General features: G+C 54.8%; 10 protein-coding genes, 1 tRNA gene and 1 pseudogene. 9 read left to right on the top strand and 3 right to left on the bottom strand.

The genetic code is table 11. From position 1 onward, the window contains the following. Nucleotides 1–3 precede the first annotated feature (3 nt). Together ACLB09_RS09875 and ACLB09_RS09870 are read left to right on the top strand one after the other, a co-directional pair. The gene (locus ACLB09_RS09875) at nt 4–1,323 is read left to right on the top strand and encodes a metallophosphoesterase family protein (protein WP_410769648.1); all 1,320 of its coding nucleotides are present in this window, start codon (nt 4–6) and stop codon (nt 1,321–1,323) included. Then, complete coding sequence (locus ACLB09_RS09870) at nt 1,320–4,544, top strand: AAA family ATPase (protein WP_410769647.1); 3,225 nt, start codon at nt 1,320–1,322, stop codon at nt 4,542–4,544. Before ACLB09_RS09875 ends, ACLB09_RS09870 begins: the two co-directional genes overlap by 4 nt. A 20-nt stretch (nt 4,545–4,564) precedes the next feature. Here the strand turns inward: ACLB09_RS09870 and ACLB09_RS09865 are convergent, their stop codons facing one another. Beyond that, entirely contained in the window at nt 4,565–5,605 is a 1,041-nt protein-coding gene (locus ACLB09_RS09865) for a YkvI family membrane protein (protein ID WP_410769646.1), read from the bottom strand. Nucleotides 5,606–5,709: 104 nt separating this feature from the next. Here ACLB09_RS09865 and ACLB09_RS09860 point away from each other — a divergent pair, with 104 nt between their 5' ends. The 4 genes from ACLB09_RS09860 (at nt 5,710) to ACLB09_RS09845 (ending at nt 7,558) form a co-directional block, all read left to right on the top strand. Then, nucleotides 5,710–6,282: a xanthine phosphoribosyltransferase gene (locus tag ACLB09_RS09860; RefSeq protein ID WP_410769645.1), complete on the top strand. Its 573-nt coding sequence runs from the start codon at nt 5,710–5,712 to the stop codon at nt 6,280–6,282. A gap of 102 nt (nt 6,283–6,384) precedes the next feature. Continuing rightward, on the top strand, nt 6,385–6,717 hold the full coding sequence (locus ACLB09_RS09855) for a hypothetical protein (protein WP_410769644.1): 333 nt from the start codon (nt 6,385–6,387) through the stop codon (nt 6,715–6,717). Nucleotides 6,718–6,924: 207 nt separating this feature from the next. Then, complete coding sequence (locus ACLB09_RS09850; RefSeq protein ID WP_410769643.1) at nt 6,925–7,140, top strand: hypothetical protein; 216 nt, start codon at nt 6,925–6,927, stop codon at nt 7,138–7,140. Nucleotides 7,141–7,213: 73 nt separating this feature from the next. After that, nucleotides 7,214–7,558 (top strand): carboxymuconolactone decarboxylase family protein, encoded by a 345-nt coding sequence (locus tag ACLB09_RS09845; RefSeq protein ID WP_410769642.1) that lies wholly within the window; start codon nt 7,214–7,216, stop codon nt 7,556–7,558. A 107-nt stretch (nt 7,559–7,665) separates the two neighbouring features. On the opposite strand, the gene ACLB09_RS09840 is transcribed toward ACLB09_RS09845, so the two are convergent. After that, the gene (locus ACLB09_RS09840; protein ID WP_410769641.1) at nt 7,666–8,064 is read right to left on the bottom strand and encodes a hypothetical protein; all 399 of its coding nucleotides are present in this window, start codon (nt 8,062–8,064) and stop codon (nt 7,666–7,668) included. A gap of 181 nt (nt 8,065–8,245) precedes the next feature. Between ACLB09_RS09840 and ACLB09_RS09835 the strand changes: the two genes are divergently transcribed. The 3 genes and pseudogenes from ACLB09_RS09835 (at nt 8,246) to ACLB09_RS25820 (ending at nt 12,153) form a co-directional block, all read left to right on the top strand. After that, nucleotides 8,246–8,333, top strand: a tRNA-Leu gene (locus ACLB09_RS09835). 448 nt (nt 8,334–8,781) lie between these two features. Next, nucleotides 8,782–9,957, top strand: a pseudogene (locus ACLB09_RS25825) (alpha-amylase family glycosyl hydrolase); the annotation flags it as partial. Nucleotides 9,958–10,029: 72 nt separating this feature from the next. After that, complete coding sequence (locus ACLB09_RS25820; RefSeq protein ID WP_461728999.1) at nt 10,030–12,153, top strand: carbohydrate binding domain-containing protein; 2,124 nt, start codon at nt 10,030–10,032, stop codon at nt 12,151–12,153. Between the two features lie 32 nt (nt 12,154–12,185). Here ACLB09_RS25820 and ACLB09_RS09825 read toward each other — a convergent pair whose 3' ends face one another. After that, complete coding sequence (locus ACLB09_RS09825) at nt 12,186–13,214, bottom strand: LacI family DNA-binding transcriptional regulator (protein ID WP_410769639.1); 1,029 nt, start codon at nt 13,212–13,214, stop codon at nt 12,186–12,188.

Genomic DNA, 13,214 nt, shown 5'->3' with positions numbered 1-13,214 from the left:
CTTATGCCTGCATTTCGTTTCATCCATGCCGCCGATCTGCATCTGGACACCCCGTTCACGGGCATGTCCGGATTGCCGGACCGGCTTCGCCGCCACCTTCAGGAGTCCACCTTCGCCGCCCTCGGCGATTTGGTGGACCTTGCCGTATCTGAGTCCGCCGATTTTCTCGTGATCAGCGGGGATGTCTACGATGCGTCCGATTCATCGCTCCGGGCACAGCTTCGGCTGAAGGCGGCTTGGGACAAGCTGGCGCAGCACGGAATACCCGTGTATGTAATCCACGGCAACCATGATCCGCTGAGCAGCAGCCGGCTTCGCCTTTCTTATCCGCATAATGTGACCGTCTTCGGCGGAACCCGGCCGGAGAGCGTTACGGCGGTGCGCAGAAGCGACGGGCTGCCTGTCGCCGTTGTCAGCGGGATATCGTATCCGACGGCCTCGGTCACGGAAAACACATCGTTGCTGTTTCGACGTGAACCCGATTCGCCGCTTTACCATATCGCCATCCTGCATGGAAATGTGGACGGACAGGAGGGCCATGATGCTTATTCCCCATGCTCGCTGAGAGATTTGCAGAGTTCCGGTTACGATTACTGGGCGCTGGGGCACATCCACAAGCGCCAGATTCTGAGCCAGTCCCCGTGGGTGGTTTATCCGGGCAATCTACAGGGCCGCAGTTTGAAAGAAACCGGCCCGAAAGGCTGTTATCTCGTCGACGTTTCCGAAAACGGAGAGTCGCTGCTCAGCTTCCGAGAACTGGATCATGTCCGTTGGAACGAACTGGATGTTCCGATTGAGGACCTTACGACCGAGGAAGCCTGGAAAGAACGGGTGGAGGAGAAGCTGGAGGAAGCAAGGGACTTGACGACCGGAAAGACCGGCATACTCCGGTTCACCTTTACCGGGCGGGGACCGCTGCATCCGATGCTGCAGAACGGACGGGAGGTCAACGAGCTGCTGATGGAATTGCAAAGGCGGGAAAGCGTGCGGATGGAGGAAGATCCATCGCTGCCGCTTCATGCCGTGGTGTGGCCGGCCGGATTCAAAGTGAAGACGGGCATGGATTTTAACCGGGCCGAGCTGGCGCAGGAAGACAGTTTCCTCGGCGAACTGCTGAGGCTGGGCGATCGCGCGGAGCGGGAGCCGGAACTGGGGGATGACTTGGTGGAGTCGGCGCTCTCGCCCCTGATGGAGCATCGCCATTTACGCGGGTTGATGAAGTCGATGAGTTCGGCGGAAAAGCTGGATTTGCTGCAGCGGGCTCAGGAGTTAGCCTCCTCCCTGCTGAGCGAAGAGGGGTACGGAGGAGGGAACGGCCGATGAGATTGGAGAAATTGCAGGTCAGCGGATTCGGCCATTTGCACGGGCTCCAGATGGAGCTCGAGGGACCGGTAACCGTGCTTTACGGGCCGAATGAAGTCGGAAAAAGCACACTGCTGGGCTTCGTACGCGCCATGCTGTTCGGGATTCCCTCCCGGACTTACGGACCGCAGCGTTATGAACCGGTCGGAGGCGGCTCGCATGGCGGAAGTCTCGCAATCCAAGGCGATGACGGAACGAAGTGGCTGATCGAGCGCTACGCCCAGCCGCCGGAGGGAATCTCGTCTTCCGGTGCTAAGGTCGACCGGCTGCGGATTACCCGGACCGGGGAGGACGGACAGTTATACCAGTTATCGCAGCAGGATTTGGAACGGGAACTGCTGGGCGGCATGTCGAAGGAAATGTTCCGCCAGTTGTTCGCCGTTTCCCTGAACGAGCTGCAGGAAGTGTCGGCGCTTCAGTCGGAAGAGATGAGCCGTTTTCTGTTCCACGCCGGCATAGGCGGTGGAGCCGCCGTGCTGCGCGGGGAGAAAAAACTGCTCCAGGACATGGACAAGCTGTACCGGCCGCGCGGCAGAAACCAGGAGATCGCTCAGCTCCTTCAGGGGCTGGAACGGCTGGAACGGCAGACCGGAGCGGCCAAATCGCTGCTCCCGCGCTATCAGGAGGTGGTAAAGGAGCTCGAGGAAGCCAATGCCGGACTCGCTGCTGGCGAAAGCGAACTGACCGTGCGCGGCAGGGAAAACTCCCGGCTGCGGAAGGCGGTCGAGCGCCGACCGGATTGGCTGCGGCTCGAGGCGCTGAGGGTGGAGCTCGAGCGGCTTCCGGAACGCAGCCCCTTTCCCGAGCAGGGGCTGGCCCGCTGGCAGACGCTGCAGGAGGAGAAGGAGCGATTGCGGCTAGAGGCCGCCGAACTGACACGGCGAATTGCCGCTTTGCAGGCGGAGCTGGAGTCCGCAGCTCCGAAGCAGGCGGTGCTGGAGCGCGAAGGAGGGGTTCGTGCCTTGGCCGGACGGCTGCCGTCATATGAGAGCGGGTTTCAGGAACTGGCCGGGCTGCGCGCGGAAGCGGAACAGATGGAAGGCAAGCTGGCCCAGGCATTGCGGAGCATTCATCCCGGCTGGACAGCCGGGGTGTTGCGCAGCTTTGCGGGGACCGTTGGTGAACGGGAAACCGTCCGCCAGTTTATGGGCCGCTTCCATGCTTATGACAAGGATATGGATTTGTTGTATAACGAACGATTCAAGCTGGAACGCGAGGCGGCTGCGCTTGAATCATCCTTTATTCAAGCCAAGGAACGGCTTGATGAGAGCGCTGTGGACGGACGACGGCAATTTACCGGACTAGTGCCGCAGGATCGTTCGGAGATCAGGCGGCTGTGGCAGGAGATTAGCGTTCTGCTTGACCGCTGGCGGGCGGCTTCGGCTTCACGGCTTGAAGGTCAGAGAGCGGCGGAAAGTGAAGCGGCTGCACGAACGCGGATTCGCTCCCTTTACCAAAAACTGCTCGGTGGAACGGCCGTGCTTACTATCCTGCTTCCCGCCGTACTGTGGCTGACGGCGAAATCCGGCTGGGGCGCCTTACTTACCGGCATACTCCTTCTTTGCTTCGACGGCTACCTGGCGCTCGAATTGTTCTCGGGCAGCCGGAAAAAACGGGATCCCCGTCGCCGCAGCTTCACCGGCAGCGCCGGATGGTCCGCCTCGACCGCGACGCCCGAAGAGAATGGACTTCGTGAACTTTTGCCTCAATTGATCGGGCATGCCCAGACGGCTGCGGGAATATCATCTCCCGGTGGGCCTTCTTTTGCGTTCGAACCTGAGCGCTGGGACGAGGAGGAACGGACTTTGCGGAGGTTGATGGAGCAATGGCAGTTATGGGATCAGCGCCATGAAGGACTTGAGGCGCAGGCGCGCGAATGTCGCTTCAAGGCTGCCGGAAAAGCCGAGGAGCTGGAAGGGCTGGAGCGGGAGCTATCACGGAAGGAAACCATTTTCAATGAAATGGCGCGTGAATGGGAAAACTGGCTGCAGGAGCGGCATTTGCCCGGTGACTTGTCGCCGGAAGCGGCGATGGACGTGTTCCGTCTCGCCGAACAGGGCAAAGACTGGCTAAGCAGACTGGACGCTTTGTACGCGAGGATATCCGCCCTACAGGTTGAAACCGCCGACTTTGAGCGGGATTGGCGCGAACAGATCGGAGATGCTGATGAAAGTGAAGCCGTTACCCAAGGGACGTCAGTGGCGGGCGCTTTCCGCAAAGCCTTGGCGGAACTGGAACTCCAGCTTGGCTTGAAGATCAGGCAGGAGCGGATTGTGGACAAACGCACTCCGCTGGAGGAAGAGCTTGGCCGGAATCAGGACCGATTGGCTGCCGTACAGGCTGCCGAGCATCACTTGCTTGAAGAAAGCGGCGCTTCAGATGGGGAAACTTATTTGCGTTACGGAGCCGAAGCGGAGACCAGAGAAAGGCTCCAATCCGACATAAGACAGGCAGAACTGGTTTTGTTCGGTTCGTTGAATGAGGAACAAATTCATGAATTCGAGAAATTGTTGCGCGGCCTGGATGAGGAGTCCTTGCTCCGGTCCGCCGAAGAAGCTAAGCGCAAGCTGGAAGAAGCGGAGCTTGGACGTCAGCAACTGCAGGAGCGACGCGGCCGGCTGCTGCAGGAGCAGGAGAGTCTGGAGGCGCGCGGCTTGCAGGATCATATGCAGCAGCAGCTTGCAGAACAACAGGCTGCGCTGGAAGGCACGCTGGACCGTTATGCAGTGATGGCTGTTTGCCATGAGCTGATTTCACGGGTCCGCAAAATTTACGAGGAGGAGCGTCAGCCCGAGGTACTTCAAGCCGCCTCCGGCTATCTGGCCGAAATGACCGGGGGAACTTACCGGCGGATTCTGATGAAGATGGGAAGCCAGGAATTGATGGCGGAGCATCGGGATCACGGCCCGATCGGCAGCGCCTACCTAAGCCGCGGAACGGCGGAGCAGCTTTATCTGTCGATGCGGCTTGCCCTTTCGGGCGCTGTTTCCGGCCGGGCCAACATGCCGATCCTGCTAGATGATCTGTTCGTCAATTTCGATGCCGGACGTTTGGCGGGCGCGATGTCGGTATTGAAGAATGTTGCGGATAAGCATCAGTTGATCATGATGACTTGCCACGCGCATGTGATCGAAGGCGTCAAATCCGTTTTCCCGGAGGCACAAATCATTGCCATGGCATAGCCTGGTTTTTGGTTTGCTTGCTATGGCCTCTTGCTCTTCCGGTACATGGCGAGCATGACCGCCCAAAGCAGGCTGAACAGGCCGAATACGGGATACAGGACGGATAGCAGTGCGCTGAAACCGAACTGGCTTGTCACATAACAGATCAGCAAAACGACGATGGAAATCAGTTTGGGGGAAAGTTTCAACCGCTGTTTAAGTTGCAGGGTTACTCCATAAATATCTGCAACGAACGTGCTGAATATCTCCATAAAAATGAGCACGATATAAATAAGCTGGATCGTGGTTCCGAGTTGCTGCGCTATGCTCCCCATCGGTATTTCGAATTGCTGGATGCCCGGCATGGAAGCGGATAATGCGAAATGGCCGGCCATCAGCAAAAAGCCGACGCCAGCGCCGCCGAGCACGCCGCCCCAAACAATGGCCCTGCGGCTGTCCGTATGGCTGCCGATGGGGACGAGAACCGCCTGGGCCATGGACAGGTTAAAGGCGGTATACATAAACGGGGAAGCCCAGGCGGCAAGTACCCCGGTATCGGTGCTTAACGTGAGAAATCGTTCCGCCCCCGGCGATCCGGCCGTATTCATGATGACGGCGAGCGAGAGCGTGATCATCATTGGAACGACGATGGAGTTCAATTTCATGACGCCGCCGATGCCTCGTCCAAGCAGCAGGAAGGTGCCGATGAGCGTAATCCACAGGCCGATTTGATAATGCATTCCGAAATGCTCCATAAACACCGAGCCGGCCCCGGCCAACATCACGCTGTTGACGCCGATCAGAACGATTAGCGTGAACAGGCTCAGGCCCTGTCCAATCCGATCGCCAAAAAGTTTACGATTGAGGTCCTCGTAGGATTCGGCCTTGATTTCCCTGGCGAGCAGCATCATTTTGGTGCCGAGCCAGATAAACAGAGCCGTGGACAGCAGGATGGTCAGAGCTCCCCATTTCCCGTAACGGGTAAAGAATTGAAGGATCTCCTGCCCTGTCGCAAAGCCGGCGCCGACGACGGTACCGATATAAGTGAAAGCGATTTGCATAACTTTTACGGCATTTTTCATGGTTTTCCCCCCGGCTGATGTGCTATATATAGTACAAGGTATGTTGTCCGGGAACGGGACATGACTCAAACCCTAAATGAGATCAAGACCGGGAGGAAATAGATATGGAAACATTAAAACAAAGAATCGTCGAGCAGGGGGTCGTCGTATCGGATCAGGTATTAAAGCTTGATTCGCTGCTTAACCATCAGGTGGATCCGGGGCTTACGATGGAAATGGGCAAACAGTTCGCCGCACGCTTTCGGGATGCCGGAATAACCCGGGTCGTCACTGTTGAATCGTCCGGGATTGCCGTCGCTTTTGCCACGGCTTATGAGTTGGGGGTACCGCTCGTATTTGCCCGCCGCAAAAAAACGCTGCTCGCCGAGCCGGATATGCTCTGTGAAAGGGTACCTTCCTTTACGAAAGGGATCGTAACGGATATTTTGATTTCCCGTGAATTTATTTCGCCGGAGGACCGGATCTTGTTCATCGACGATATTATCGCAAACGGCGACGCAGCCAGAGGGCTCGTGAAAATCATCGAGCGTTCGGGCGCGGAACTGGTCGGAGCCGGGATCGTGGTCGAAAAGTGCTTTCAGCCGGGTGCCAATGCGCTGCGGGAGCAAGGACTCCGTTTGGAGTCGCTCGTGAAAATTGCCTCGCTGGAGGACGGAAAGATTATTTTCGCCGAATGAAAACGCATCAGAAAATTAATTAGTTCCAATTTTGCAACAGTTCTTTGCAGGCCTCTTTTTTTTCGTTATAATGAGGATTACTAGGGAGAGGAGGCTTACAAAATGGGGAGTGAATCTGTAGTAAACCCGGAATTTTTCATTTCAAAATTGTCCGAAGCCAAGGTTACTTTTGAACGTGCCCTGGACTGCAAACATACGGAGTTTGACGACCTTTATCCCTATATGCTTGAGCATCCCCAGTTCTTCTGGTATAAGCGCTATGTGGCCTGGTCACAGTTGCTGACGATCGCAGGACTGTGCGAGGAGCTCGGTGTTGCCTGGGAAGAGGAGTTCAGTCCTCAGCAGGTTGGTTATTTGCAACAACGGGTCATGTCCGCCAAAGTGCTTGATTTCTGGTTTGAGAAGAACGACAGCAAGGAGCATGCGCAGCGTTAAGGGCAGCCTCAGGCAGGTCGGTTATTGCTTTGTTGCAAGACAAGAGGTTTTGTCGGAAAGTTAAAGAAAATCAAAGGACTCCGTCAGTTTGCTGCGGGGTCTTTTTTTGGATTAAGATATAGGCAGAGTGCTATGGTGATGGTGACAAGTGTACCGGAAGCCAAACGGCTTACAAGCGAAAGAATAGATGAAAGGCGGTGAATTACGATGATTTCCGATGAGCGGTTGAATGAATTCCGGCTGTCCGGTGAGAAGGTTCGTGTCGTGCGGGATTCTATTCCCGAGAATGATGTGAGGGGCATCGTCGTCGCGTGGGATGATAACCATGTGCTGATCCGCAAACCGAACCGGAATGTAGTTAAGCTGGATCGAGGTTATAGTTACAGTCCTTCCCGGGAGCCAAGGGTTTTGCCGGAGGAATAGCATATTTTTGGCCCAGCGGGACAACGTAGTAAGGTAGGAAGCCAATCCCTTGCAGAAAGGAAGCCAATACCTTATGTCACTCGTTAGCGACAAAATCAATGCTTATAAAGATCAGATCAGCCATTACGGAGAAGCGGTTCCAGGTGCAACGGAGGCTTATCATGCCTTTACCGGAGAGAGCTTTGGCGATGGAGTGCTTGATGCGAAAACCAAGCAACTCATTGCACTAGGTATAGCGTTGTCCACAAACAATGAAGTGTGCACGTATTATCACGCCTCAGAAGCCAGATCCAAAGGTGCGTCCGAAGCGGAGCTTCTGGAGACGGTAGCCGTCGCCTCGGCTGCATTGGCCGGGAATGCTCTGTCTCAGGGCGTAATCCGGGTTCAGGAAGCCTTGGGCGAACCTCCGGTTCACTAGCGCAGGGCAACGATTCGTTCACCCAGGGATGCGTGACCAGAATTCTACAATAGCAGGTACAAGGTGCCCCTGCCGATAAAGATCGGGCTGCAGGGGTATTCTTGTAGTCAGTGAGATTTGCCGATCAAATCGGAAGGGGATGTCTCGCTGCTTCCCAAATAGGCGCGTATGCGTGAAGACATTTCCCTCCGGAGTACCGGCCACAATATTTTCATGTGGCCACGGTAGCCTCTGCAGACGTACTCGGCTTCAACGCCGTCATCGTTTTGGCGGAGTCCGATGAATTTGATTCCGCGTTGTTGGAACTCCGCCATAATCTCTTCCTGGACCAAGGAAGCGCGTTGTTCGGCGATATGGATCATCTCCGTGTAAAGTTCGGGACTCTTTAACACGCCGCTTTCCTTTAAAATCCGGGCATCACGTTGCAAAATGCGAAGGATGAATCGGAGCAGAATTACGCTTCTGATCAGCGCGAATTCGCCTTCCGCCATGCCGGGTACCGTCATAAGAACACCACCTTTTTATATATATCATATCCCTTTTAAAGCGAACTTATGTTCTTATTTTAACCTGAATTTCGTTGGAATAAAAGTACTTGTCTTAAAATTTTTGTTGACTCGTAGTTACCTGCGTGGTATTATAAATCTTGTCGCTGCGGAAGTTACTTTCTTGCAAGTCAGACATCAAGCGGTCGTGGCGGAATTGGCAGACGCGCACGGTTCAGGTCCGTGTGGGCTAACCCCCCGTGGAGGTTCGAGTCCTCTCGACCGCACCATACATAACATGCAAACTCCAGAGAAATCTGGAGTTTTTTTATTTTTTCTTCAGAACGAGTGGTGGGAAAAGGGGACTGAATTACTTATAAGGATCGGAAGTATTGAGGTTAATCTCAAAGCTTTTTTTGATGCTCAAGCGGTATAGTTCACATTCAAGGGAAAAAGCTGCCGACGAACTTTGACAAATCCGATGGCGTCGGAACGTTCGACGACAAGAAAAGAGAAGAAGTCAGGAAATAGTTTTTAATAATCCATATATTGACAATATTACAAAACCATGATATTTTCTTGGTGGAAAACCGGTTTCCCCAAATGATTAGATTATGGTTTCAGGAAGGAGCTGAACGCAGGCGCAATTGCAGTGACAAGTTGGCAGACGGGAGAAAAGGGAAGAAAGACGGATTACTATTTGTAAGCGCTTTATAAACCAAAGGAGGGATTAAATTGATGATCAAAAAGCGTCGCTTAACTCAAATCCTTATGGTCGCCATCATGTTCCTGTCAATGGTCGGAAACACATTCTTTGTTTCGCCGCAGCAGGCGCATGCGGCAAGCATTGGCACTGTGGATGAGAACGACACCATCTACCAAATCATGGTGGACAGGTTCCATGATGGGGATACGTCGAACAATGCCACCGGATCCGCCATTCGGTACGCGGAGAACAGCGAGGAAGATTTCCGGTACATGAAGGGCGGTGACTGGCAGGGAGTTATTGATAAGCTCCCGTATATCCACAACATGGGCTACACGGCAATCTGGATTTCTCCCGTCGCAGAGCCTCAGATGACGAACCGGGATAACAACGGAACCGGCCGCAACACTGCTTATCACGGGTACAACGTGAAGGATCCGAACGCTGCGAATCCGTACTTCGGCACGAAGGAAAAGCTGAAGGAGCTCGTGGACAGCGCCCACGCGCTCGGGATCAAGGTCATCATTGACGTCGTACCGAACCATGTCGGCGACTACATGCTCGGAACCCAAGCCTACTACGACATTCCGAGCCTGCAACCGGCGGCTCCTTTCAATAATCCTTCCTGGTATCATCACAATGGGGATATCAACTGGTCGCTCGTTGACGGCAATTACACGCAATGGGCCCAGGATTACATTGAGAATCACGACTTGGCGGGACTCGACGATATCGACTTCGACGTGCCCGCCGCCAAATCCGCAATCTTTAATTCGATCAAGGGTTGGTTCGATTACACGGGAGCAGACGGCGCCCGCGTGGATGCGGCGAAGCTGATCAAGCCGACGGACATCGGCGAACTGCAGAACCTGCTCGGGGTGAACACGTTCGGAGAGAATTTCGACGGGAACGCGGAATTCGTATCGCGCTGGGTCGGCCAGAACAAAGAATGGGGGATGCTCGACTTCCCGCTGTTCTTCTCGGTTCTGAACAGCTTCGCTTACGGCCAGTCTTTCGATTCCAATATTAAGAGCACACTGGCTCAGGACTCATTATATAATGGCAACGCCAATCATATGGTGACGTTCATCGATAACCACGACCGCAACCGGTTCTTGACCGAAGCGGGAGGAAGCGTCGAGAAGTTGCAGAACGCCTTGACCTTTATCTTTACGGTGCGCGGCGTGCCTGTCGTCTTCCAGGGCACCGAGCAGAACAAGGGTAACGGCAACGGATCCATTATTACCGGAGGCATAGCGGATACCTGGAACCGCTGGTCGATGGTGAAGCGCGACGGTAACGGCAATGTTGTGCAAAACTATTTCAACGAGAATACGAGCACTTATCAATATGTGGCGAAGCTGAACCAGATTCGTAAGAATTACGAGGCGTTGCGCAAAGGTACCCAGCGTGAGATGTGGTCGGCTCAAAACCTGTATGCATTCTCCCGCCGTATGGATAATGGTGCCAACTTGGGCCAAGAGGTCATTTCCGTCTTCAGTAATGCTTCCAGCGGTACGCAGACGGTCACCATCCCGCTTCGCACCGAAAGCACACTTGCGGTCGGAACCGTATTGGAGAACCAACTGAATACTTCGGACAAGATAACCGTGGCCTCCGGGGGCGTAACCGGCAAACAGATCACAGTCAGCGTAGGAGCCAACTCGGCGAAAATCTATGCAAAGCCGCAGACGGACACGACGGCGCCATCAGTGCCGAGTAACGTCTCGGCGACTGTTCAAAGTTCCACTAGCGTGAAGATAACCTGGACGGCTTCAAGCGACAATGTCGCGGTTACCGGCTACGAAGTGTACCGGGACGGCGTCAAGGTCGGCACGGCAACCGGAACTTCGTACACCGATAGCGGCCTTTCGGCAAATACGACTTATTCCTACACGGTGAGGGCTTACGATGCGGCGGGCAACAAGTCCGCGGCGAGCTCGCCACCGGCAACGGCAACAACGGGGGTTCCGGATACGGAAGCGCCGAGCGTGCCGCAGAACGTTAGCGTTACGTCATCTTCGTCATCTTCGGCAAGCGTTTCGTGGAGCGCGTCTACGGACAACGTCGCTGTCACGGGCTATGAAGTGTACAGGGACGGGGTCAAGGTTGGCACCACGGCTACTACTTCATACACGGATACGGGCCTCGCGGCAAGTACGTCCTACTCCTATACCGTGAAGGCTTATGACGCAGCCGGCAACCTGTCGGCATTCAGTGCCGCAGCTCTCGTTACGACGGCAGCCGGTAATAATGTGACCATCTATTACAAGCAAGGCTTCACGACGCCGTATATTCACTATCGTCCGGCTGGAGGAACATGGACGACGGCTCCGGGCGTTCCAATCCCGGCCTCGGAATACGCCGGCTATAACAAGATCACGATTAATATCGGCACGGCGACGCAGTTGGAAGCTTGCTTCAACAACGGTAGCGGAACGTGGGACAGCAACAATTCGCAAAACTATCTCTTCGGCGTCGGGACTTGGACATATACCCCGACCGGCAAGATCACGGCGGGAGCTCCAATCGTCGACGGGAACGCTCCGAGCGTGCCGCAAAACGTTAGCGCGACGGCATCCGGGACTTCGGCAACCGTAACGTGGACGGCGTCAACGGACGACGTGGCGGTGACCGGATATGAAGTGTACCGCAACGGCACGAAGGTCGGAACTACGGCTACAACAAGCTACAGTGATACGGGCCTGGCTGCGAACACGACTTTCAATTACACGGTGAAGGCCTACGATGCGGCGGGCAATGTATCGGCTGAGAGCGCGGCTGCTACCGTCACGACTCAAGCGGGGAATACGGCGACGATCTATTACAAGAACGATTCGTTCTCTTCCAAATACATTCATTACAAGCTGGACGGATCTACGACCTGGACGACGGTACCTGGCGTACAAATGAGTTCTTCGTCGTTCGCCGGCTACAGCGTCGCCACGATCGAGCTTGGCTCAGCTACGGGATTGACGGCAGCGTTCAATAACGGAGCCGGCTCGTGGGACAACAATGGAGGGAATAATTATCACTTTGGCACCGGACCGTCGAGCCTGGTGAACGGCAATTTGAACCCGGGCGAACCGCAAGCGGACAGTGTGACGTTCCGGGTATCGGTACCGACGAACACGCCGGCTGACAGTCCGGTGTATATCTCCGGCAGCTTTAACAGCTGGAATGCGGCCGATCCTGCATATCAGTTGACGAAGGAGAGCGACGGGACTTATAGCATTACGTTGAATTGGCCGACGGGGACGGCGGTTCAATACAAGTTTACAAGGGGCTCTTGGACGAGCGTAGAAGTTGGAGCCAATGGGGCTGACGTTGGCAATCGTACGCTGAGCCCGTCCGGCGGAGCGCAGACCATCCCGGTTACCGTCGCTCGTTGGAAGGATTTATAGTATACAAGGAAAGAAAGAGCCGGACAGGAGTCTCACTCCAGTCCGGCTCTGTTTTTGAGGGTTGATTCCCGTACATTAAGTTTTGGTTGAAGAAGTAAGGAAGGATAAGGAAGATCGGGTTGGTTCATCGTTTCGATCAGCATTCTGCCTGCCGTAGCGCCTAACTGGAATGTATCGATGAAAAGGCTTGTAAGCGGCGGATTCGTATGCGGCGAGAACGGGTAATCGTCAAACGTCGCGATACCGATTTCACCGGGGATGGAAATGCCCGCTTGTTGAGTTGCCTTAAGCGCTCCAAAGGCGGAATAATTGTTCATACATACGAGCGAGTCCGGCGGATGATCGCTTTTTAGCAATTCGAGCACGGATTGATAGCCGTGATTTTCATCGGCTATGCCGTGAATAGTCCGGTCCTCTCGAAACGGTATTCCCGCTTCCGACAGGGCTTGCCTGTATCCTTGGTGGCGTTTCGTGAAGAGTCTCTCCAGCGGTTCCCCGCCGATGAAGGCGATATCGCAGTAGCCTTGATCGAGTAAATGGCCGGTAAGCATCCGGCCTCCTTCGGCATTATCGTAGTCGGCCCAAGGTACCGGTCGGGAATGAAATTCGCCGATCGTCACGAACGGGAAGGCGAGTCCGTTCAGCGTCTCGACCATCTCATCGCTCATTATAGCGTTGTTCGCAATCAGCCCGTCGATACGGGCGCTTCGGACGAGCCGGTTTATAACATTGCGCTCCGGATCGTCCTGTTGCACATTGGCAATCGTCAATTCGTATTTCAACGGACCGATGACGCTCTCGATTCCGGATATGATATTCAAGAAGAACGGGTTCATGTACTCGCTCTCTTTGGACATGTCAATGAGCATCCCGATATTATGACTACTCCGTTTTGCCAGACGGGTCGCGATGCTGCTGGGTGTGTAGTTCATCTGCTCCATGATCTCCCGTACTCGGGTTTTGGTCTCCTTGGAGATCTTAGGAGAATCGTTAAGTACTTTCGATACGGTGGATTTTGCTACGTTTGCCGCTTTGGCAATATCTTGGATCGTAACTTTCAT

Origin of the sequence: Fontibacillus forbon (assembly GCF_046559655.1) — a bacterium.
Taxonomy (GTDB): Bacteria; Bacillota; Bacilli; order Paenibacillales; family Paenibacillaceae; genus Fontibacillus.
The sequence above is the reverse complement of the archived record's forward strand: the minus strand, read 5'-3'. Positions and strand labels throughout refer to the sequence as shown.

Bases quoted from the DNA above. Each gene is read 5' to 3' on its own strand.
- ACLB09_RS09875 (WP_410769648.1), top strand. From the start codon at position 4: ATGCCTGCATTTCGTTTCATCCATGCCGCCGATCTGCATCTGGACACC.
- ACLB09_RS09870 (WP_410769647.1), top strand. From the start codon at position 1,320: ATGAGATTGGAGAAATTGCAGGTCAGCGGATTCGGCCATTTGCACGGG.
- ACLB09_RS09865 (WP_410769646.1), bottom strand. From the start codon at position 5,605: ATGAAAAATGCCGTAAAAGTTATGCAAATCGCTTTCACTTATATCGGT.
- ACLB09_RS09860 (WP_410769645.1), top strand. From the start codon at position 5,710: ATGGAAACATTAAAACAAAGAATCGTCGAGCAGGGGGTCGTCGTATCG.
- ACLB09_RS09855 (WP_410769644.1), top strand. From the start codon at position 6,385: ATGGGGAGTGAATCTGTAGTAAACCCGGAATTTTTCATTTCAAAATTG.
- ACLB09_RS09850 (WP_410769643.1), top strand. From the start codon at position 6,925: ATGATTTCCGATGAGCGGTTGAATGAATTCCGGCTGTCCGGTGAGAAG.
- ACLB09_RS09845 (WP_410769642.1), top strand. From the start codon at position 7,214: ATGTCACTCGTTAGCGACAAAATCAATGCTTATAAAGATCAGATCAGC.
- ACLB09_RS09840 (WP_410769641.1), bottom strand. From the start codon at position 8,064: ATGACGGTACCCGGCATGGCGGAAGGCGAATTCGCGCTGATCAGAAGC.
- ACLB09_RS25820 (WP_461728999.1), top strand. From the start codon at position 10,030: ATGGTGAAGCGCGACGGTAACGGCAATGTTGTGCAAAACTATTTCAAC.
- ACLB09_RS09825 (WP_410769639.1), bottom strand. From the start codon at position 13,214: ATGAAAGTTACGATCCAAGATATTGCCAAAGCGGCAAACGTAGCAAAA.